The following is a 21,947-nucleotide window of genomic DNA, read 5'->3' as shown; positions in this document are numbered from 1 at the left end:
CAGGGGAGCCTATTGAGCCAGGGGCGCGGTGGCCGGGGCGGCGGTTGGCTGGCCTTTCGGGTACCATTCGTAGAGCGACCAGCTGCCCTGCTGCTTGATGCGACGAAGGTGCTGCTCGCGGATGAAAACCGGAGCCCGCTCGTACACGGCCTGCATGGTGGGACGCTCGCGCAGCATGTCGCGGTAGTAGTTGTTGCGCCCGTCGTAGTACGCTGTGTCCAGAAACACAAGAATGGGGCGCTGGTCGAGGCGCTCCAGCAGGGCGGGGTTTGGGCCGCCGGGTTTGAAGATGGAATACAGGTCTTCGGCCTGGCTGGTGATGGCACGGGTGGCCTTGTGCGACATCAGGGGCAGGCCCGACACCATCGACAGCTGATAGGTGGTGTTGCAGTGCGGGTCGTCGGGGTCCACGTTGAGGTTGGTGGGCTCGCTGTCCCACTCCGTGCCCACGTGGTAGAAGGGGATGGGCAGAATGGCCTGGTACCGGTCCTTATCAGCCCAGCCTAGCAGTTGCTGCACGGGAGTGCCCGGCTCGGGCCAAAGTAAATTTGGTCGCTGGGTATCGGTTTGATAAAAATGCGTGGCATTTACGGTGTCAACCACCAGCAGCGCACACAGCGCCACCAGCGCCCAGCGCAGCATCGGAATGAAGCGCCACCGGGCCACGTACCAGCTAAAGCCCAGCACCACGGCCCACCAGAAGGGCCAGATAAACCGCCCCAACGCCCGGAACTGCGTGACACGGTCGGTTATTTTATGCAGCCACCGGAACACGTTCAGGTAGTTGTGCACCACGTAGGCGCCGTTATCAATCTCAATGTTTTCGCCCAACGCAATAAAGGCCAGCGGCACGCTTGCCAGCAGCAGGTACTTCACAAAGCCTGCCGTGGCATCGGCCGTCGGCTCAGGCAGGCGGGCCTCCACGGGCAAGCGCTTGAACAGCCACAGCACCGCCACCAGCAGCGCCCCAAACAGCACAAAACCGGTGAGGTAGGACACCGACTCGTAGGGCACGTAAGCCGTGCGCTCCAGCGGGAAGGTCACTTTGTTGTAGACATATCCCTTGAACAAGGACGTGAACTGAAAGCGCCACTCTATCCAGTCGTAGCCGTTGCTGCCCACGGGTCGCTCTTTCGCGCGCGGGTCCAGCAGTTGCAATAGCCCCCAGGTCAGTACCACCGCGCCCGCCATAGTAGCCGCCGTGCCCACCACCAGCGGGCGCCACGGGCGGCGCTCGCGCACGCTTTCATACAGCAGCACCGCCACAAAGAACACCAGCGTGCCAACCATCAGGGCCAGGTAGTAGAAGTGCAGCCACGACGCCAGCACCGTGCCCACTAGCAGCATCGCAAAATGGCGCGTGAGCGACTGCCCGGCCCGCCAGGCCGCGTACAAGCGCTGCAGGCCCCACACCAGAAACAGCATGGCGGGCGTGTAAGCCAGACTCATGTGGCCCACGGTGAGGCGGTAGGTTTGCGGCCCCAGCCACGGCAGCGCAATGGCCAGCAGGATGGCCAGCCAGGCTGGCACCGCCAGCCGCCGCAGAATGAGCACCAGCAACCCCGTGCTAATCAGAATGCTGGACAGAATAAACAGGTCATACAGGTATAGCCCGTAAGGGGCCAGCGCCGGAATGGCTTGCACCAGCCAATGCAGCGGGGCCACCAGCAGCGGCGTGCTGTCGGTGTAGTACATGTACTCGCCAAACGGGTAGTTGTGCCCGCGCACCAGCATGCCATCGCCCAATGGCTGCCGCAGAAACGACGCCACCGAAAAATAGCTTTTGATGCCATCGTAGTGGTCCACAATCAGGTACTGGCCCGGGTTGAACAGCAGTTTGGCATACGTGTAAGCCAGCAGCAGCGCCTGGCCCAGCAGCGCCAGCAATGCCACCGGCCCACGCCGGAAGGGGGGCACCACCGCAGTAGTGGTAGAAGAAGGAGTCATACTCAAAGAAAAAACCTGACCAGGCAAAGCAAGTAGGTAATCAGGTTCAATTAAAAGGAAGGAACAACGCTTGCCGCGCTTCAAAAATGGCCGGAAAAACGTGCCTGGCCACCGGTGCGGGCTGCCTGGTATGCTTCCGAAACCATAAAAGTACACGGTAGCCAGCCCCTGTGCCGGGGTTGCCGCCGCCCAAAATGTCAGGAAGCGCCGAGTATATTTGTTCGTCTGGCCAGTGTGGTTGGGCCCAAATTGTTACCGCGCTTAGTGTTTACCCCATTGGAGCTATCCGTCATCATCCCCATCTACAACGAGGAAAGCACCCTGGGTGAGCTGTACCCGCGCGTGCGCAACGTGCTGGAAGGCATGGCCCTGGCCGGTGGGTACGAAATGATTTTCATCAACGACGGCTCCCGCGACCGGTCGCTGCCCATGCTCCTGGACCTGGCCGCCCGCGACGCCCGGGTGCGCTACATCGACCTGAGCCGCAACTTCGGCCACCAGATTGCCGTCACGGCGGGCCTCGACAACGCCAATGGCGAAGCCGTCGTCATCATCGACGCCGACCTGCAGGACCCGCCCGAACTCATCCCTGAGCTCTACCGCAAGCTGCGCACGGGCTACGAAGTGGTGTACGCCAAGCGCCGCTCGCGGCAGGGCGAGAGCGTGGCCAAAAAGTTTACCGCCCGCCTGTTCTACCGCATTCTGGCCAGCATCACCAACGTTTCCATTCCGGTCGACACCGGCGACTTCCGCATCATTTCCCGCAAAGTAGTGGAAGGCCTGCGGCGGATGCCTGAGCAGAACAAGTTTCTGCGCGGTCAGATTTCCTGGATTGGCTACCGCCAGACCTTTGTGGAGTACGACCGCGCCGAGCGGGCCGGCGGCGAAACCGGCTACACCTACCGCAAGATGATTCGGCTGGCGCTGGATGGCATCACCGCCTTCTCCGACGTGCCCCTGAAAGCTGCCACGCTCATGGGCTTCACTGTCTCGGGTATTGCCTTTTTGGTGATGCTTTACACACTCTATTCGCGGTTTATTACTCACAATTACGAACCGGGCTGGGCTTCGCTGATGGTGAGCATCCTGTTCCTGGGTGGCGTGCAGCTCATTGCCATTGGCATCATCGGCGAGTACATGGCCCGCATGTCGGCCAACGTGCGGCAGCGTCCCCTCTATTTTATTGCCGATACCAACCTGCCCGCCGTGGCCGTGCCGGATTTAGCGGAGGCTGCGCCCCGAAGCTAAGCAAATCCGGTGGCCGGGCGGGTCGTAAGTTCGTCCCATGCTTCGCATTCAGAATTACCTCAACGGCCAGCTCGTACCGCCGCAGGCCGGCCGCTACCTCAATAACGTGGACCCCGCCACCGGCCAGGTCTACGGCCAGATTCCCGATTCCGGTCCCGCCGATGTAGCCGCCGCCGTAGCCGCCGCCGAAGCCGCCCTGCCCGCCTGGCGCGCCCTGCCCGCCGAAGACCGGGGCCGCCTCCTGGTAAAAATCGCTGACCTCATCGACGCCAACCTCGACCGCCTGGCCCGCGCCGAAAGCCAGGACAACGGCAAGCCCCTGAGCCTGGCCCGCGTGATGGACATCCCCCGCGCCGCCTCCAATTTCCACTTCTTCGGCACTGCCGCCGGCCACTTCGCCACCGAAGCCCACGTGCAGGAAGGCGTGGCCGTGAATTACACCGTGCGCCACCCCGTGGGCGTGGTGGGCTGCATCTCGCCCTGGAACCTGCCGCTCTACCTCTTCACCTGGAAAATTGCGCCGGCCCTAGCCGTGGGCTGCTGCGTGGTGGCCAAGCCCTCGGAAATTACGCCCGCCACGGCTTTTTTGCTGAGTGAGCTATGCATCGAAGCCGGGCTGCCGGCTGGCGTGCTCAACATCATCCACGGCAACGGCCCGAACTGCGGGCAGGCCATAGTGGAGCATCCGGGCATCAAGGCCATCAGCTTCACGGGCGGCACGGCCACCGGGCGGCACCTGGCCGCCACGGCCGCGCCCATGTTCAAAAAGCTGAGCCTGGAGTTAGGCGGGAAGAACCCGAACATCATTTTTGCCGATTGCGACCTGGCCACCGCCGTGGCCACGAGCATCCGCAGCAGCTTCGCCAATCAGGGCCAGATTTGCCTGTGCGGCTCGCGCATTTTCATCGAACGCCCGATATACGAAACCTTCAAAACCGAGTTTCTGAAGCAGCTCAAGGACCAGAAAATTGGCGACCCAATTGAGGCCGATACCAAACAGGGGGCGCTGGTGAGCGAGGCCCACCTGAATAAAGTGCTGGCCTACATCAAGCTGGCGCACGAAGAAGGCGGCAAATTATTGGCTGGCGGCCACCGCGCCACCGTGCCCGGCCGCTGTGCCGACGGCTACTTCCTAGAGCCCACCGTGTTCGAAAACCTTCCCTTCGACTGCCGCACCAACCAGGAGGAAATCTTCGGCCCCGTGGTTACCCTCACGCCCTTCGACACCGACGAGGAAGCCCTGATGATGGCCAACAGCACCGACTACGGCCTTTCCGCCACCCTCTGGACGCGCGACTTGCAGCGCGCCCACCGCGTGGCCCACCAGCTGCACAGCGGCATCGTGTGGGTAAACACCTGGCTGCACCGCGACCTGCGCACGCCCTTCGGCGGCATGAAAAATTCCGGCGTGGGCCGCGAAGGCGGCTTGGAGGCGCTGCGGTTTTTTACCGAGGCGCAAAACGTGTGCGTGAAGCTTTAGAATTCAACGCCCGCATATACTTCAGCCAGTGGCACCTGGCAGGCTATGCTGCTCAAATCCAGCACGGCGCTCATGTCGCGGGTTTCGGTGAGCACCCAGCGGCCCAGGTCGTCCAGCGTGTGTAGCTCGGCATGAATGGATTGGGCGTCCAGTGTCAGGTACTGGCGCAGGCTGGGCACCTGGCGATAAAGCATGAATTTCTCACTGCGGTCGTACTGGCTGGTGGTAGGCGACAGCACTTCCACCAGTAGCGTGGGGTTCAGCAGCGTGTCGGGTTTTTTTTCTTCGTTGAATTCCGGCTTGCCGCACACCACCGTCAGGTCGGGGTACACGAAGGCGCTGCCGCTCATGATTTGCAGGCGTTGGTCGCTACCTACTACCGAGCAGCCCTTGCCGCGCAATCGGCTGCCAATTTCGATGGTCAGGTTCGCGCAAATCAGGTTGTGCGCGTAGCCGGCCCCGGCCATGGCGCGGATTTCGCCCTGAAAATATTCGTGTTTGAATTCCGCCTCGCGCTCCAAGCGTAGGTATTCTTCGGGCGAAACGTGGCTGATAGGTTCGGTTTGGAAGGCGGGCTGAGCCATAATACAAGCACAATAAGGGAATTACCCAAAAGTACGAAGCCAACCCCGCCCTTGTCCTTACCTTTGCGGGCTGAACCGCTTGACTGCCCCGAATGCCCCACGCCACCCCCGATTATTACGCCCATCCCACGGCCATCCTCGACGAGGGATGCCAGATAGGCCGGGGTAGCCGCATCTGGCACTTTTGCCACGTGTGCGCCGGGGCCGATATCGGCGAAGACTGCAACCTGGGCCAGAACGTATTTGTGGCCGACGGCGTGACCCTGGGACGTAACGTGAAGGTGCAGAACAACGTGAGCCTGTACGGCGGAGTGGTGTGCGAAGACGACGTGTTCCTGGGGCCTTCGGTGGTGTTCACCAACGTGAAAAACCCGCGCAGCGCCGTGCCCCGCAAGGGCCCCGGCCAATACCAGACCACTTACCTGGAGCAGGGCGTTACCATTGGGGCTAATGCCACCATCGTGTGCGGCACGCGGCTGGGCCGCTACGCCTTTGTGGGCGCGGGCAGCGTGGTCACGCATGACGTTCCGGCCTACGCCCTCGTATACGGCACGCCCGCCCGCCCGCAAGGCTGGATGAGCGCCTACGGGCACCGCCTCACTTTCGACCAGCACGGCCACGCCACCTGCCCCGAAAGTGCCGAAAAATATGAACTGAGTCCCGACGGCCGTGCGGTTCGTCCGCTGGGGCACACTACTAATAAGTTGCCGAAAATCAGCAACTAACCGTGAAAATTAGCAACTGAACATTACGCTCGTGTACGACCAACTATTGCGCAAAGAGGCCACCCTGGCCGTCATCGGCCTCGGCTACGTGGGCCTTCCTATCGCCCTCGAATTTGCCAAGCAACTCAAGGTGATTGGCTTCGACATCAATGCCGGCCGTGTGGCCCAGATGAAAGAAGGCATTGACCCCAGCGGCGAGCTGGATAAAGAAGCATTCGAAGGCTGCGACATCACCTTCACCGATTCGCTGGAAGTGCTGCGCCAGGCGCAATTCTACATTGTGGCCGTGCCCACGCCCATCGACGAGCATGCCCAGCCCGACCTGAAGCCCCTGCTTGGCGCGTCCGGCTCGGTAGGCAAAGTGCTGAAAAAAGGCGACTACGTGGTGTTCGAAAGCACTGTGTATCCCGGCTGCACCGAGGAGGACTGCATTCCGGTGATGGAGCGCCTCTCGGGCCTGAAGTTTCCGACCGATTTCAAGGTCGGCTACTCGCCCGAGCGCATTAACCCTGGCGATAAAGAGCACACCCTCACGCGCATTGTGAAAGTGGTGAGCGGCTGCGACGAAGAGTCGCTCGATACCATTGCCAAAGTTTACGAGCTGGTGGTGAAGGCCGGCGTGCACCGCGCCAGCAGCATTCGCGTGGCCGAGGCCGCTAAAATCATCGAAAACACCCAGCGCGATGTCAACATCGCCCTGATGAACGAGCTGTCGATGATTTTCGACCGCATGAGCATCAACACCTACGAAGTGCTGGAAGCTGCCGGCACCAAGTGGAACTTCCTGAAATTCTCGCCCGGTCTGGTGGGCGGCCACTGCATCGGTGTCGACCCGTACTACCTGACCTACAAGGCGAAAGAACTGGGATACGACGCCAAGGTGATTCTTTCGGGCCGCACCACCAACGACAACATGGGCGCATACATCGCCCGCAAAACGGTGCAGATGATGATTAAGAAGGGCAAGGATGTGGCCAAAAGCCGCGTGCTGGTGATGGGCGCTACATTTAAAGAGAACGTGGAGGACATCCGCAACTCCAAGGTGGCCGACGTAATTCAGGAGCTGAAAAACTTCTCGGTGAATGTTGACATCATCGACCCGCACGCTGATTCGAACGAGCTGCACCACGAGTACGGCTTCCGCTTGACCCACAACGACGACGTGCGCAACGACTACGACGCCGTGATTGTGGCCGTGAGCCACGCTCCTTACGCATCAAAAGACGAAGCGTACTTCCAGTCCATCACCTCCGACAATGCGGTGCTGGTCGACATCAAAGGCCTGTACCGCGGGAAAATGAAGGACCTGCAATACTGGAGCCTGTAGTAATTGACTGAGCAGTATATGAGCAAGATACTCGTTACCGGCGGCGCCGGCTACATTGGCTCCCACGCGGTGGTGGCGCTCCAGCAGGCCGGTTACCAGCCGGTTATCGTGGATAACTTCAGCAATTCGGAAGAGTCGGCGCTGGCCGGCATCGAGTCCATTCTGGGCGTGAAAGTGCCAACGTACCGCATCGACTGCGCCGACGCGACGGCCTTGCGCGGCGTGTTTGAGACCGAGAACGATATTCAGGGCGTCATTCACTTTGCGGCTTACAAGGCCGTGGGCGAATCGGTAGCAAAGCCGCTGATGTATTTCCAAAACAACGTGGGCTCGCTGCTGACGCTGCTGGGCGTGATGGCCGAATTCAAGGTGCACAACCTGGTGTTCTCGTCGTCGTGCACCGTGTACGGCATTCCCGACGCGCTGCCCGTAACGGAAAATACGCCCACCAAACCGGCTTCGTCGCCCTACGGCCGCACCAAACAGATGTGCGAAGACGTGGTGCGCGACGTATCGGCCGCGCCGACCAACGAGCTGCACACCATTCTGCTGCGTTATTTCAACCCCATCGGCGCCCACGAATCGGCCAAGATTGGTGAGCTGCCGCTGGGCGTGCCCAACAACCTCGTACCGTTCATTACCCAGACGGCGGCCGGCATTCGCGAGCAACTGACCATCAACGGCGGCGACTACGACACCGTGGATGGGACCAACATCCGCGACTATATCCACGTCGTGGACCTCGCCAAAGCGCATGTAGTGGCTGTACAACGCCTGCTGGACCGCAAAGGCAGCGAAACGGTGGAAACCTTCAACGTGGGCACCGGCCACGGCAACTCGGTGCTGGAAGTGGTGCAAACCTTCGAGCGGGTGAGCGGCCAGAAGCTCAACTATCGCATCGGCCCGCGCCGTGCCGGCGATGTGCCCGCCATCTACGCCGACGCCACCAAGGCCGCGGAAGGGCTGGGCTTCAAAACCGAAACTTCTCTGGCGGATTCGTTGGCCAGCGCCTGGAAATGGCAGCAGGCATTGGCTAAGAAATAAATAGATTATATAGACCTCGGCGGCGCATGGCGCGCCCGAAAAACAAGCAACACCATGAAAATCCTCATCACTGGCGGCGCCGGTTTCATTGGCTCTCACGTAGTTCGGCTCTTCGTAACGAAATACCCGAACTATCAGATTATCAACCTCGACGCGCTGACCTACGCCGGCAACCTGGAAAACCTGCGCGACATCGAGAATGCCTCGAACTACAAGTTCATCAAAGGCGACATTGCCGACCAGAGCTTTATCGACCAGCTGTTTGCCAACGAGGAGCCCGATGCGGTAATTCACCTTGCGGCCGAGTCGCACGTGGACCGCAGCATCACCGACCCAATGGCTTTCGTGAAAACCAACGTCATTGGCACGGTGAATTTGCTGAATGCAGCCCGCCACCTGTGGCAGCCCGGCGGTTACGACGGCCACGTGTTCTACCACGTGAGCACCGACGAGGTGTACGGCTCGCTGGACTTCGGACCCGAGATGTTCACTGAGGAAACCAGCTACGACCCCCGCTCGCCCTACTCGGCTTCGAAAGCCAGCTCCGACCACTTCGTGCGGGCCTGGCACCACACGTATGGTCTGCCCATCAAGCTGAGCAACTGCTCGAATAACTACGGCCCCAACCACTTCCCCGAGAAGCTGATTCCGCTGGCCATTCACCGCCTGCGCACCGGCCAGCCGGTGCCCGTGTACGGCAAAGGCGAAAACGTGCGCGACTGGCTCTTCGTGAAAGACCACGCCACGGCCATCGACGCGGTGTTCCACAAGGGCAAAAACGGCGATACCTACAACATTGGCGGGGTGAACGAGTGGCAGAACCTAAAGCTCATCGAGCTGCTCTGCGACGTAGTGGACGAGAAAACCGGCCAGGCGCAGGGCACCTCGCGCAAGCTCATCAAGTTCGTGACCGACCGCGCCGGCCACGACATGCGCTACGCCATCGACTCCAGCAAAATCATGAACGAGCTGGGCTGGAAGCCGTCCGTAACCTTCGAGCAAGGCCTGGCCCAAACCGTGGACTGGTACCTCGCCAACGAAGAGTGGCTCAATAGCGTAACGAGCGGCGCGTATCAGGAATACAACGCGAAGCAGTACGCGGGGCGCTAGCGCTTTAATTAAGAGTTAAAAGTTAGGAGGTAAGAGTTGATACTATAAGCAACTCAAGCTGCCAGGACTCAACTCTTACCTCCTACCTTTTAACTCTTAACTCGACGAAGTGTACGAACACCCTTTTCACGAGCAGCCGCTCGATAACCTGACTTTTCTCGTGACTGGCGGCGCGGGCTTCATCGGTTCTAACATCGTGGAGTACCTGCTGAAGTACGGCGTGAAGAAAGTGCGGACGCTGGACAACTATTCCAACGGTTTCCGCAAGAACCTGGCGCTATTTGCGGGCGATTCTCGCCTGGAAATCGTTGAGGGCGATATCCGCGACGCCGCCACCTGCGCTGCGGCCTGCGAAGGCGTGGACGTGGTGCTGCACGAAGCCGCGCTTGGCTCGGTGCCGCGCTCCATCAAAGACCCGGTGCTGACCAACGACGTGAACGTGGGCGGCTTCGTGCAGATGCTGACGGCCGCCAAGGACACTGGCGTGAAGCGCTTCGTGTATGCCGCTTCGTCCTCAACTTACGGCGACCACCCCGGTCTGCCCAAGGTGGAAGACCGCATCGGCAAGCCGCTCTCGCCCTACGCCGTGACGAAATATGCCAACGAACTGTACGCCGACGTGTTTGCCAAAACCTACGGCATGGAAATCGTCGGCCTGCGCTACTTCAACATCTTCGGCCCGCGCCAGGACCCCGGCGGAGCCTATGCAGCAGTGATTCCGCTGTTTATCGATGCCATTCTGCGCAACGAGCCGCCCACGCTGAACGGCGACGGCGGCCAGACCCGAGACTTCACCTTCGTGGAAAACTGCGTGGAAGCCAACATCCGCGCCGCGCTGGTGCAGAATCCCGAGGCCCTGGGCCAGGTGTACAACATTGCCGTGGGCGACCGGACTTCGCTGGTGCAGATGTACGACATCCTGCGCGAAGAAGCCGGTTCGGATTTGGCTCCGAAATTCGGCCCCAACCGCGCCGGGGATATCCGCGATTCCCTGGCCGATATCTCGAAGGCTAACCGGTTGCTGGGCTACCAGCCGCAGGTACGCATTCGTGAGGGGTTGAAGAAGACGCTGGAGTGGTTCAAAGCCAATCAGGAGTTTATTCAGGAGCGTAACTAAATCATTGTCATGCTGACGAAGGAAGCATCTTATCACGGCTGCCTGCGTCAGAATTACTAACCCACTGCGGCGCGAACGTGATAAGGTCCTTCGCTGCGCTCAGGATGACAGAAGTACTATGAAAGGAATTATCCTCGCCGGCGGCTCCGGCACCCGCCTGCACCCGCTCACGCTGGCCGTATCGAAGCAACTCATGCCCGTGTACGACAAGCCGATGATTTATTATCCGCTGTCGATTCTGCTGTCGGCAGGTATTCGGGAAGTGCTGATTATCACCACGCCTCACGACCAGGAGCAGTTCAAAAAGCTACTTGGCGACGGCAAAAGCCTGGGCTGCGATTTCCAGTACGTGGTGCAGGAGGTGCCCAACGGCCTGGCTCAGGCTTTTGTGCTGGGCGCTGATTTTATCGGTACCGATAGCGTGGCCCTGGTGCTCGGCGACAATATTTTCTACGGCGCTGGCTTGGAAGAACTGCTGAAATCGAACAACGACCCGAAGGGCGGCGTGGTGTTCGCCTACCACGTGCACGACCCCGAGCGCTACGGTGTGGTGGAGTTCGACGCCGATAAAAGAGCCCTTAGCATTGAAGAAAAGCCGGCCAAGCCTAAGAGCAACTACGCCGTGCCCGGCCTTTATTTCTACGACAACGACGTGGTGGAAATTGCCAAGAACCTCGAAATGAGCCCCCGCGGCGAATACGAAATCACGGACGTGAACAAGGAGTACCTGCGCCGGGGCACGCTGAAAGTGGGCATCCTCGGCCGCGGCACGGCCTGGCTCGACACCGGCACGTTCGAAAGCCTGATGCAGGCCGGCGAATTTGTGAAGGTGATTGAGCAGCGCCAGGGCCTGAAAGTGGGCTCGATTGAAGAAGCCGCATACCGCCAGGGCTTTATTGACGCCGACCAACTGCGCGCCATTGCCGCCCCGCTGCGCAAAAGCGGCTACGGCGACTACCTGATGAATCTGCCCGAGCAGCTACTGATGGAGGGGTAGTCGGCTGTCGTTGCGAGGCGAAGCCGAAGTAATCCGTCCTGTGCTCAGCGACCAGCCTGATAATGTGAAAAGCCCCGACACTACATAGTGCCGGGGCTTTTTGATGAAAGGGTGTGTCTGGATGTGATAGGTCGGATTAGCTACGCTGAACTTCGTTTGCCGCGCTTCACTACGTTTCGCTCGCAATGACAGGCGATGTCCTATGCCTTACTCGTCTAGGTACTGGTGCACAAACTTGATGGCCATGCTGCCCTCGCCCACGGCGGAGGCTACGCGGGCCATAGCCCCGGCGCGGCTGTCACCAGCTGCGAAAATGCCGGGTACGCAGGTTTCGAGCAAGTAAGGCTCCCGGTCTTTTTTCCATACTTCGGCGTAGCGCGGGTCAGTCACGAGGTCGCGGCCGGTGAGAAGGAAGCCCTTGCCGTCGCACAACACCTGGTCGCAAATCCATTCGGTGCTGGGTTTGGCGCCGATGAAAACAAACAAGGCGCGAGCCGGGCGTTTTTCGACGGTCCCGTTCACGTCTACCATCACGGCTTCGAGGTGGTCCTGGCCGCAGGCTTCCTTGATTTGGGAATGCGGCAAAAGCTCAATATTGGGCGTAGTACGAATCTGCTCAATAAGATACGCCGACATGCTGGCAGCCAAATTGGCGCCGCGAATGACGATGAACACCTTGCGGGCGTAGGTGGCCAGGTACATGGCTGCCTGCCCGGCCGAATTGCCGCCGCCCACAATGTACACGTCCTGCTCGTCGCAGCTGCGGGCTTCGGTGCGGGCCGCGCCATAATACACACCCGCGCCGCTCAGGCGCTCCATGCCGGGCACGTCGAGGGTGCGGTAGCTCACGCCGGTAGTGAGGACCACAGCTTTGGTGCTGATTTCGCGGCCGTCGCTCAGGGTCAGGACTTTGTAGCCGTCCTGAATGCAGAGGTCGGCCACTTCCTGCGGTGCCAGAAACTCGGCCCCGAGGCGCACGGCCTGGGTCCAGGCGCGGAAAGCCAGCTCGGCCCCGCTCAGGCCGGTGGGGAAGCCCAGGTAGTTTTCGATGCGCGAGCTGGTGCCGGCCTGCCCGCCGGGCGTCTGCCGCTCCACGATGAGGGTTTTGAGGCCTTCGCTGGCCCCGTACACGGCAGCGGCCAGCCCAGACGGCCCGGCGCCCACCACCACCACGTCGTACAGGTCCTGCAGGGGTTGGTTGGCGATGTTCAGGTGCTCGGCCAGGGCGGTTTTGGTGGGGTTGGCCACGGCTTTGCCGTCGGCGCAGATAATCAGTGGTAAGTCACTAGAGGTGAAGCCGCGGGCTTTTACTAACTCTTTGGCTTCGGGGTTGGTTTCGTAGTCGAGCCACTGGTAGCCCACCATGTAGCCGCTCAGGAAATCCTTGAGTTCGTGCGAGAGCGGCGACCATTGAAAACCGATGAGCCGGATGCCGCCAAACTTGGGCTTGTGCGTGACCTGCCAGGCAGTGAGCAAATCGTGCAGAATCGGATAAAGCAGATTTTCGGGCGGGTCCCAGGGCTTCATCAGGTAGTGGTCGAGCCGGGCCGAGTTGATGGCGCGCACGGCGGCTTCGGTATCGGCGTAGGCTGTGAGCAGCACGCGCTTCGCATCGGGAAAAAACTCGCGCGAAGCCGTAAGCAGCTCCACGCCTTCTAGCTCGGGCATGCGCTGGTCTGCCACGATGAGGGCCAGCGGCTCTTCCTTTTCGTGCAGCTCCTTAACGGTCGTGAGCGCCTCGGGGCCGGAGTTCACGCGCAGAATGCGGTAGTCCTCGCTGAACTCCTGGCGCAGGTCGCGGGCAATGGCGGCCAGCACTTGCGGGTCGTCATCAACAGCGAGGATTATGGGTTTTTTGTCGGGCATGATGGAAGGGCTGAGTTAATTAGCGACTGGCAGCCAAGCGCAGAATTCGGTGCGGCCGGGTTCGGAATGGACTTCCAGCCGGCCGTTGTGCTGGCGGATAATCTGCTGCGCAATATCGAGGCCCAGCCCGGAGCCGTCGCCGGCCTGCTTGGTGGTAAAGAAGGGCTCGAAGATGTGCGGCAGCACGTCGGCCGGGATGCCGGTGCCGTTGTCAATCAAAAATACGCGCACAAAGCCGCCTTCCCGCTGGGTGCGGATGGTAATTTCACCGCCCTGCGCGGGCAGTGCATCAATGGCGTTATCAAGTAGATTGGTCCACACCTGGTTGAGGCTGCTCACCTGCCCGCGAATGGACGGCAGGCCGGACGCGAAATCGCGGACAACCCGAATATTCTTCTGCCGCAGCTGGAAGCCCAGGATGTTGAGCGTGCTTTCTAGGCCAGCAGTGACGTCAATGGGCTCGAAACCGCTGGCCCGGTCCATGTGCGAGTAAGTTTTCACATCGGACACCAGCTTGCTGATGCGGCTGCCGGCTTCCTGCACATCGTGCACCAGCTGCATGGTGGTGAGCTGGCCTTCAAGCCAGGCAAACGCGGCCGGGCGGGCGGCGGGCGGCAGTAAATCGGCCACGGTGGCCAGGGCGGCGGGCGTCACGCCGGCTTCGAGCAGAGCCGGGGCCAGGTGGTAGCCATTGGGCACGTTGTGCGATGCGAGCCAGTCGGCCAGCTCGTCTTCGCGGTCAGCGCGGGCCAGGGCGCTTTGCGGGGGCTGGGCCTCGGCGCTGGGCACGGCCAAGCCGGTGAGGGCCAGCATGGCTTCGGGCGAAGGGCAGTGGCTCACCAGCTCCACAAACAGCGCTGGCTTGGCCCCCACGCGGTTGGCCAGGGCCTGGGCGGCGCGGGCAATGGCGGCGGCGGGGTTATTCAGCTCGTGGGCCAGGCCGGCCGAGAGCTTGCCCAAGGCGCGCAGCTTGTCGTCGCGCTCCTGGCCGCGCACCTGGTCGCGGCTGCGGTCGTTCATGATGCCCACCAAGCGTTGCACCAGTTCGGGGCTGGTTTGCTCCAGGGCGGGGAAATGGTCGCGGTGCAGCAGGTAGAGTACCGTTTCGCCGGCCGCCACGCCCTGGCCGGCAATGATGCGAAGGCGCGAGTAGGGCAGCACCCCGGATACCTGGGCGGTATCAATCCGGAATATTGGGTCGTGCTGGGCACCCTTCACGGCGTAGAATTGAATACCGCCCTGCACCACCGCCGTCATAAATTCGGCGGGTGCCCCGGGCTCGAAAATGGTTTCGCCGGCGGCATAGGTGCGGCCTTCGCCGTGCGCTATCAGCCAGGCCAGCGTATCGGCGGGCAGGCCGGCGAAGGCGGTGATGGTGGAGAGGTCGGCGGTGGTGAGCGTAGTAGAAATAGCCATGTTTGAATAACCCCGGGGCAGGCGGAAAGTTGGTGCGGGCCAGTGCGGGGCCGGGTGTATTTTCGCCAATTCGTTAAGTCGAAGCCGTGCTGCAAGCGGGTTCAATAGTATTTGTTCTGATGAAAGAATTTCTGCAAAAAACCTCCCGCCTGCTCGCGGCCGGACTGCTGACCGCCGGCAGCGTAACGGCTGTGCACGCTCAGCGTCCGGCGCGGGTAGCCACCCGGGTCGACTCGCTTCGCGCGGCTCGCAACGCACCTATTACGTACTCGCCGGTGGTGTTTACCATGGTTAGTGGCAAGCAGGTACGCGGTTACGTGACCAGCTACGACCTGTTCATGCACGACAAAGTGGAATGCTACGAGCAGCCACCCAACCAGCTGCCGCCTCCGCCCATGAAGGAGATGGCCGTGGAGCGCATCAAAACCATGGTAGTGGAAGGCCACACCCTGGATGCCCTCACGAAAAACGGCAAGCCGCTGGGCATGCTGGCCGAAAACATGACACCCGCCGCCGGCGCCAAAATCTACGGCTACTCCATCACCAAAGCCAATATGTACATTCCCATTCCGCTGCTGGTAGGGGCAGCATTCATCCCGGTGGGGTCGCACGATAAGTATTTCTGGTACGTGCAGCCGGCCGGGGGCATTATCCAGGAAGTGCCCCGCTCCGACAAGGCGTTCGCCACACTGATGGCCACCGCCTTTGCCGATTACCCGGAGCTGGCGGCCCGCGTCCGGCAACAAGCTCCCAATGCCGGCTACAAGAATATGCCGCAGCTGGTGTGGGATTACAACGCGCACTTTACCGGGGGTAAATAGCCCATGCAAACCCATTAACCAAGCAACTTTTTCGGGCAGATTGGCCTTGTAATCACAACCTATTAATCCCCGGAATCTACCCCTATGGCCAAAGCCAGAACCGTCTTTTTCTGCCAGTCCTGCGGCGCCCAATCGGCGAAATGGATAGGCCGCTGCCCTGTCTGCGGCGAGTGGAATACCTACGTCGAGGAAGTTGTTCAGAAAGAAACCGCCGCTACCACCACCGGCCAGTGGAAGCCCGCCAGCACCGTGCCCGGCGGCAGCCTCACCAAAGCCGCCAAACCGGTTCCGCTTAACAGCATTCAGGCCGAAGACGAGCCCCGGATATTGACCCCCGACGGCGAGCTGAACCGCGTGCTCGGCGGCGGCATGGTGCCGGGCTCCATCACCCTCATCGGCGGCGAGCCGGGCATTGGCAAAAGCACGCTCATGCTCCAGATTGCCCTCAGCCTTAGGAATATGAAAGTGCTGTATGTGAGCGGTGAAGAAAGCGAATCGCAGATAAAAATGCGGGCCGAGCGCATGGCCGACGGCCAGCATTCCGGCTGCTACATTCTGACGGAGACGAACACCCAGAACATCTTCCGGCAGATTGACCAGGTGCAGCCCAACATCCTTGTTATCGACTCCATTCAGACCATGCACTCCACGCTGGTGGAGAGCGGGGCGGGCAGCGTGAGCCAGGTGCGCGAATGTACCGCCGAGTTCCTGAAATTTGCCAAGGAAACCAGCACGCCGGTCCTGCTCATCGGCCACATCACGAAGGACGGCAGCATTGCCGGCCCCAAAATTCTGGAGCACATGGTGGATACCGTGTTGCAGTTCGAGGGCGACCGGCACATGAGCTACCGCATCCTGCGCACCACCAAAAACCGATTTGGAAGCACTTCGGAGCTAGGAATTTATGAAATGCAGGGCGACGGCTTGCGGCAGGTGAGCAACCCCTCCGAAATCCTGCTTTCGCAGCGCGGCGAGAGCCTGAGCGGCATGGCCATCGGGGCCACGCTGGAAGGAAACCGCCCGCTGCTGGTGGAAGTGCAGGCGCTGGTTTCGCCCACGTCCTACGGCACGCCGCAGCGCAGCAGCACGGGCTTCGACGCCAAGCGCCTGCAAATGCTGCTGGCCGTGCTCGAAAAGCGCGCCGGTCTGCGCCTGGGCCAGCACGATGTGTTCCTGAACATCGCCGGCGGCCTGCGCCTCGACGACCCCGCGCTCGACATGGCCGTGTGCGCCGCCGTGGTCTCCTCCCTCAACGACCTGCCCATTCCCGGCAACGTCTGCCTAGCCGCCGAGGTAGGACTGAGCGGCGAAATCCGGGCCGTAAGCCGCCTCGACCAGCGCCTTGCTGAGGCCGAGAAACTCGGCTTTCAGCAGATGTATGTGTCCCAGTTTAATGGCAAGGGATTGGATTTAGCCCGGTTTGGCTTAAAAGTACACGCCGTGAGCCGGCTCGATGAAGTGCTGAACGGCTTATTCGGGTAGCGAAAAGCCGCTTGATTATCAGTCGGTGGCTGCAAAGGTTTGCAGTGGGATGGGCGTACATCACCTGGCCCGCCGCAAAAGGCCGGAATTTTGATTTGGATTTTATAAACGAAAAAGCCTTATCTTCGGATTGCTGATAGGCTTTTACCGCGAATGGCCTGGTAAACGGCGTCAGTTCTATCCATTGTCCAATTAGCTTCTGGAGTTGTTCCTAACTTCCCGACGCTGGTTTTTATTGTCATGAAATTATCTTTCGTCACTTGTGCGCGCCGGCTGGTCGGAGCGGCTTTGGTTTTGGCCCCGCTGCTGGGGCACGCCCAGGGCCGAACCACGGTGGTGGGTGCTGCCGCAAAAACGGCTGCGGTTGCGGCTGCTACCTCGGCGGGCACGGCTACGCTCACCGGCCGGGTGAGTGGCCCTACCACTGATTCCGTGGCGGTTTCGCTGCGCGAAAACCCGCTCGACCCCAAGGAAAAGCTGTTTCGGGTGCCGCTCAACGACAAGGGCGATTTCAAGATAGTGGTGCCCGTGAGCGGTGCCACCAAGGCCGACCTCGTGTACGGCGACGACGTGGCTCCGCTGTTTCTCGACCCCGGCACCGACATGGACGTGCGCTTCAAGGGCAGCGATATGTCGGGCACGCTGCGCTTTAAGCCCAACGACGTGCCTTCGGGCTTTGCTACCAAGCTGCGCAACCGCTCGAACCTGACCGACGAGCAGCGCCACCGTCAGCAAGCCGCCAACGCCAACAACTACCTGGTAGAAGCCGATGCACAGTTTGTGGAAAACGATGGTTTCCAGGTGCTGCCCGATAACATCCAGCTCTACGAAGCCCCGTTCCTGTCCTTCCTAGAGTACCGCCGCAAGCACGAATACGAGTTTCTGGAGGACCACGCAGCCAAGCAGTCGTTTACGCAGGAATTTTACAATTACGCCCACGCCGAAGTGGTGTATGCCTACGCCAACGATAAGCTCACTTTCCAGGACCTGCGCGAGCAGGTGGTGAACACCGAAGGCCGCCTGAAAATGGCCCCCGACTACTACAATTTTCTGCGTGAGCCGGGCCTGCTAAACGAGCCCAACGCCGTGCAGAGCGAGCTGTACCACGAGTTTCTGCTCAACTACGTGCACTTCACCGTGAGCCAGGACCACCACCAGCGCTCCGACCCCGATTTTTACCCGGCCTGCTATGCGCTGGCCAGCAAAAAGCTCTCCGGCCCGTCGCGCGCCATCATTCTGGGCCGCGTGCTGCAGGAGTCGTTCCGGTTCGGGCACGTGAAGCAGTCGGCGGCCATGCTGGCTGATTTCCGCAACTACGACCCCAAAAATCAGTATTATCCCACCCTGCAGGCCGATTTTAATCAGCACAAGGATTTCGCCATCGGCGCGCCGGCGCCCGATTTCAAGCTGCCCTCGGCTACTGGCGACACGGTGCATCTGCACGACTTCGCTGGCAAGCTGGTGTACCTCAACTTCTGGAAAAGCACCAACGGTCTATGTCTGCGCGACCTAGCCTACGCCCAGGAATTGATGCGCAAGTTTGAAGGCAAGAACATCACCTTCATCAACATTGCGCTGGATGAGAACGAGCAGGCTTGGAAGCAGCTGGTGACAGTGAAAAAGCTGCCCGGCGTGCAGGTGCGCGTACCCGGCGGCGGCCTGCGCTCGATGGTAGCCAAGGAATACGCTTTGCAGGAAGTGCCCACGTATATGCTGGTTGGGGAGGACGGTACCTTCCTCAATACCAAGCCCAAGCGCCTGAGTAGCCGCGCCGCCGTGGATGAAATCAATCAGTCGTTCGGCAAAGCTAGCACCTACACCAGCGCCATCGATTTCCCGGCTACCAAGAAGTAGCTACCGCATTCCTTGTCATCCTGAGCGTAGCGAAGGACCTTGTCGCGTCAGAGAAGCCGTTAGAACAATTCTAACGCTAACTGTTCTGACGTGACAAGGTCCTTCGCTACGCTCAGGATGACCTATTTTTAGCGCTTTCGTTTTCTTCCTATGTCCGTGCTCACCGATAGCCTCAATGTTTTGTCGAAAGCCACCCCACTGCGGGTCTGGAATGCAACGCAAATCATCGGCTCTTATATCTTGAGCAAGATTACGGGCAAGGCCCGGCTGCGTGGCCTGCCCATGGCGCTCAGCTTCGAGCCCACTACCAGCTGCAACCTGCGCTGCCCGGAGTGTCCCAGCGGCCTGCGCTCATTCACGCGGCCCACGGGCATGCTGCAGGGGGAATTGTTCAAGAAGACAATTGACGAAGTGGCCAGCCGGCTGTGGTACCTAATTTTCTATTTCCAGGGTGAGCCGTACCTGCACCCGCAATTCCTGGAGTTGGTGAAATACGCGGCCGACAAAGGCATTTACACCGCTACCAGTACCAACGCCCACTACCTCAACGACCAGAACGCCCGCAAAACGGTGGAAAGCGGCCTCGACCGTCTCATCATCTCCCTCGACGGCACCACACAGGATGTGTACCAGCAGTACCGCGTGGGCGGCAAACTGGAAAAGGTATTGGAAGGTACCCGTAATGTGGTGAAATGGCGCAAGGAGCTGAAGTCGAATACGCCGCGCATTATCTTCCAGTTCCTGGTAGTGCGACCCAATGAACACCAGATTGGCGACGCCAAGCAGCTGGCCGAAGCGCTGGGTGTTGACGACGTGTGGTTTAAAACCGCGCAGATTTACGACCACGCACAGGGCTCGCCGCTCATTCCCACCATCGACTATTATTCGCGCTACCAGAACAATGGTAACGGTACCTGGAGCCTGAAAAACAAGCTGGTTGACCATTGCTGGAAAATGTGGCACTCCTGCGTCATTACCTGGGACGGCCTGGTGGTGCCCTGCTGCTTCGATAAAGACGCAGAATACCGCCAGGGCGACCTCAAAACCGAAACATTCCGCCAGCTCTGGCGCGGCCCCAGGTATCAGCAGTTTCGTGGCAGCCTCCTCAAGGGCCGCGACCAGATTGAGATGTGTCGCAACTGCTCGGAGGGCACTAAAGTCTGGGGGTAATTTAGAGTTAACGGTTAGGAGTTAAGAGTTGACGTTCTGCCAACTCTTAACTCCTAACCGTTAACTCTTAACTCTACTTGTCCTTCTTCGTCAGGTTTTTGCCGAGGTCTTCGACCTGTTTGAGGAAGTCGTCGGTATCAGAGTCAGCATAGGTGCCGTAGGCATTCGAGATGGTGCCACGGGTGCCGTCGCTGGCCTCAATGGCGTAGAGGACGGACATATCATCGGGGTCGCTTTCGCCCTCGAAGCGGTAAAAATCCACGATGGTCACTTCGTCAGGAGCGTAAGTCTTGTTGGAGTCGCTGCCGATGGTATGCAGGCGGCCATCCACGACGTTGAAATCCTGGGTGAAGCCGTCCTTGGTCAGTTTGCTCTCAACGTTGACAAGTGACCGTTCTTCTTCTTTGTCCTGCATGGCGGTGGGGTGTTTGGGTAAGGATGAAGCGGGGCGAGCCAGCTCAAATGCCAACCGCCCCCGCTCCGGCTATACGCAGCCAGGGCGGGGGCGGGTTATATCAAACCCATAGAAAAAATGCGGAAATGCTATGCCTCAGCGGGCCGTGCTATTTGGCGGCGGCCCGCGCCTCAATGGTGCGTTGCAAGCTGTCCACATCGAGCTGCCCGCAGGCGCCGCCGCAGCCCTTGGCGCAGCCAGCCGCCGTCTTGCTGAAAAACGCCCGGTAGAAAATGCGGCCCACGTAAAACGCCGCCGCGATGAACAGCGCGCCAATCAGCAGGTACTGAATTTCGACGGAGGTAATGGCAAGCAGGAGCATGGTGGGTAAACCGAGTAGAAAAAAGAATAGTTTGCACCCGTCTGTCATCCTGAGCGCAGCGAAGGACCTTATCACGCTCCCAACGCATTGTTTAGCGGTGGTAAGGTCCTTCGCTGCGCTCAGAATGACAAACGATGCGAGTGAACCGACTACTGCCAGAACTCGCCAATTGTCGCCTGCATCTCGCGATGAATCAGCCCATTGCTGGCCACTATTTCGCGACCAAACAGCGGGTCGCCATCCACCAGAAACTGGGTGACGTGGCCGCCCGCCTCGCGCACCAGCAGGATGCCCGCCGCCACGTCGTAGGAGTTTAGGTTGAATTCGAAGAAGCCCTCACAGCGCCCGGCGGCTACGTAGGCCAGGTCGGCGGCGGCGGAGCCCAGGCGGCGCACGCCGTGGCTGCGGGTGAAAAACGCCCCAAGGATTTGTAGGAAGGCATCCATCTTGCCGAAGTCCTTGTAGGGAAAGCCGGTGGCGATGAGCGAGCTGTTCAGCTCGGCTACGTCGGTGACGCGGATGGGCTGGTCGTTGCAGAACGCGCCGCCGCCGCGCACGGCCCGGAAGCTCTCGTCGCGGCCCACCTCGTGCACCACGCCTACCACCAGCTCCCGGTGCTGCGCCAGCGCCACGCTGATGCAGTACACCGGCAGGCCGTGCACGAAATTGGTGGTGCCGTCAAGCGGGTCGATTATCCAGACGAATTCTTCGGTGTGGGCATCGGGGCCGGCGGTGCCTTCCTCGGTGATGAAGCCGGCTTCGGGCAGCAACTGGCGCAGGCCGGCCACAAGGCGGCGCTCGGTTTCCTGGTCCACATAGCTCACAAGGTCGTGCAGACCCTTGTGCTCAATCTTGGCGCGGTCGAACGTAGCAGCTTCTTCGCGAATGAATTCGGCCGTGCGGCGGCACAGGGTGGCGAGGTCGTGGGATAGTTGGGTGAAATTGAGGGGCATGTGAACTGAAACAGAACAATGTAGAGACGC

At 60.4% G+C, this 21,947-nt stretch carries 19 protein-coding genes; 12 read left to right on the top strand and 7 right to left on the bottom strand.

The features are described 5' to 3' along the window. Window positions 1-9: 9 nt before the first annotated feature. Entirely contained in the window at window positions 10-1,947 is a 1,938-nt protein-coding gene (locus I7X13_RS12005) for a DUF2339 domain-containing protein (protein ID WP_198075663.1), read from the bottom strand. 264 nt (window positions 1,948-2,211) lie between these two features. Between I7X13_RS12005 and I7X13_RS12000 the strand changes: the two genes are divergently transcribed. Further along, window positions 2,212-3,195, top strand: a complete 984-nt coding sequence (locus I7X13_RS12000) for a glycosyltransferase family 2 protein (RefSeq protein WP_211532057.1) — start codon at window positions 2,212-2,214, stop codon at window positions 3,193-3,195. A 37-nt stretch (window positions 3,196-3,232) separates the two neighbouring features. Further along, window positions 3,233-4,675, top strand: a complete 1,443-nt coding sequence (locus I7X13_RS11995) for an aldehyde dehydrogenase (protein WP_198075662.1) — start codon at window positions 3,233-3,235, stop codon at window positions 4,673-4,675. Here the strand turns inward: I7X13_RS11995 and I7X13_RS11990 are convergent. Continuing rightward, window positions 4,672-5,259, bottom strand: a complete 588-nt coding sequence (locus I7X13_RS11990) for a Uma2 family endonuclease (RefSeq protein WP_198069480.1) — start codon at window positions 5,257-5,259, stop codon at window positions 4,672-4,674. The two genes, I7X13_RS11995 and I7X13_RS11990, sit on opposite strands and share 4 nt — an antisense overlap. A 92-nt stretch (window positions 5,260-5,351) precedes the next feature. Here I7X13_RS11990 and I7X13_RS11985 point away from each other — a divergent pair, with 92 nt between their 5' ends. The 6 genes from I7X13_RS11985 to rfbA all read left to right on the top strand — a co-directional run bounded on the left by I7X13_RS11985 (window position 5,352) and on the right by rfbA (window position 11,579). Further along, window positions 5,352-5,984: an acyltransferase gene (locus I7X13_RS11985; RefSeq protein WP_198069479.1), complete on the top strand. Its 633-nt coding sequence runs from the start codon at window positions 5,352-5,354 to the stop codon at window positions 5,982-5,984. A 31-nt stretch (window positions 5,985-6,015) separates the two neighbouring features. After that, window positions 6,016-7,311 (top strand): nucleotide sugar dehydrogenase, encoded by a 1,296-nt coding sequence (locus I7X13_RS11980; RefSeq protein ID WP_198069478.1) that lies wholly within the window; start codon window positions 6,016-6,018, stop codon window positions 7,309-7,311. 18 nt (window positions 7,312-7,329) lie between these two features. Next, window positions 7,330-8,355 (top strand): UDP-glucose 4-epimerase GalE, encoded by a 1,026-nt coding sequence (gene galE, locus I7X13_RS11975; protein WP_198069477.1) that lies wholly within the window; start codon window positions 7,330-7,332, stop codon window positions 8,353-8,355. A 54-nt stretch (window positions 8,356-8,409) separates the two neighbouring features. Next, window positions 8,410-9,465, top strand: a complete 1,056-nt coding sequence (rfbB, locus tag I7X13_RS11970) for a dTDP-glucose 4,6-dehydratase (RefSeq protein ID WP_198069476.1) — start codon at window positions 8,410-8,412, stop codon at window positions 9,463-9,465. 109 nt (window positions 9,466-9,574) lie between these two features. Next, the gene (locus tag I7X13_RS11965) at window positions 9,575-10,582 is read left to right on the top strand and encodes an SDR family oxidoreductase (protein ID WP_198075661.1); all 1,008 of its coding nucleotides are present in this window, start codon (window positions 9,575-9,577) and stop codon (window positions 10,580-10,582) included. 118 nt (window positions 10,583-10,700) lie between these two features. Next, on the top strand, window positions 10,701-11,579 hold the full coding sequence (rfbA, locus tag I7X13_RS11960) for a glucose-1-phosphate thymidylyltransferase RfbA (RefSeq protein WP_198075660.1): 879 nt from the start codon (window positions 10,701-10,703) through the stop codon (window positions 11,577-11,579). A 207-nt stretch (window positions 11,580-11,786) separates the two neighbouring features. On the opposite strand, the gene I7X13_RS11955 is transcribed toward rfbA, so the two are convergent. After that, window positions 11,787-13,445: an FAD-dependent oxidoreductase gene (locus I7X13_RS11955; protein ID WP_198075659.1), complete on the bottom strand. Its 1,659-nt coding sequence runs from the start codon at window positions 13,443-13,445 to the stop codon at window positions 11,787-11,789. Window positions 13,446-13,460: 15 nt separating this feature from the next. After that, the gene (locus I7X13_RS11950; RefSeq protein WP_198075658.1) at window positions 13,461-14,861 is read right to left on the bottom strand and encodes an ATP-binding protein; all 1,401 of its coding nucleotides are present in this window, start codon (window positions 14,859-14,861) and stop codon (window positions 13,461-13,463) included. 119 nt (window positions 14,862-14,980) lie between these two features. Between I7X13_RS11950 and I7X13_RS11945 the strand changes: the two genes are divergently transcribed. From I7X13_RS11945 to I7X13_RS11930, 4 genes are all read left to right on the top strand, one after another. Next, complete coding sequence (locus I7X13_RS11945) at window positions 14,981-15,682, top strand: hypothetical protein (RefSeq protein ID WP_198075657.1); 702 nt, start codon at window positions 14,981-14,983, stop codon at window positions 15,680-15,682. 84 nt (window positions 15,683-15,766) lie between these two features. Next, a complete protein-coding gene (gene radA / locus I7X13_RS11940; RefSeq protein WP_198069470.1) occupies window positions 15,767-17,164 on the top strand; it encodes a DNA repair protein RadA in 1,398 nt (465 codons plus the stop codon). Window positions 17,165-17,404: 240 nt separating this feature from the next. Then, the gene (locus I7X13_RS11935; RefSeq protein WP_198069469.1) at window positions 17,405-19,018 is read left to right on the top strand and encodes a TlpA family protein disulfide reductase; all 1,614 of its coding nucleotides are present in this window, start codon (window positions 17,405-17,407) and stop codon (window positions 19,016-19,018) included. A gap of 150 nt (window positions 19,019-19,168) precedes the next feature. Then, window positions 19,169-20,188, top strand: a complete 1,020-nt coding sequence (locus tag I7X13_RS11930) for an SPASM domain-containing protein (protein ID WP_198075656.1) — start codon at window positions 19,169-19,171, stop codon at window positions 20,186-20,188. 73 nt (window positions 20,189-20,261) lie between these two features. On the opposite strand, the gene I7X13_RS11925 is transcribed toward I7X13_RS11930, so the two are convergent. From I7X13_RS11925 to I7X13_RS11915, 3 genes are all read right to left on the bottom strand, one after another. Further along, window positions 20,262-20,603, bottom strand: a complete 342-nt coding sequence (locus I7X13_RS11925) for a hypothetical protein (protein ID WP_198069467.1) — start codon at window positions 20,601-20,603, stop codon at window positions 20,262-20,264. Window positions 20,604-20,751: 148 nt separating this feature from the next. After that, a complete protein-coding gene (locus I7X13_RS11920) occupies window positions 20,752-20,964 on the bottom strand; it encodes a hypothetical protein (RefSeq protein WP_198069466.1) in 213 nt (70 codons plus the stop codon). A 149-nt stretch (window positions 20,965-21,113) separates the two neighbouring features. Then, entirely contained in the window at window positions 21,114-21,917 is an 804-nt protein-coding gene (locus I7X13_RS11915; protein WP_198075655.1) for an inositol monophosphatase family protein, read from the bottom strand. Window positions 21,918-21,947 lie beyond the last annotated feature (30 nt).

The sequence above is a fragment of the Hymenobacter negativus genome (genome assembly GCF_016056375.1).
In the GTDB taxonomy this organism is placed as follows: domain Bacteria; phylum Bacteroidota; class Bacteroidia; order Cytophagales; family Hymenobacteraceae; genus Hymenobacter; species Hymenobacter negativus_A.
Note: the sequence above shows the minus strand (reverse complement) of the source record. Positions and strands in the feature narration are given on the sequence as shown.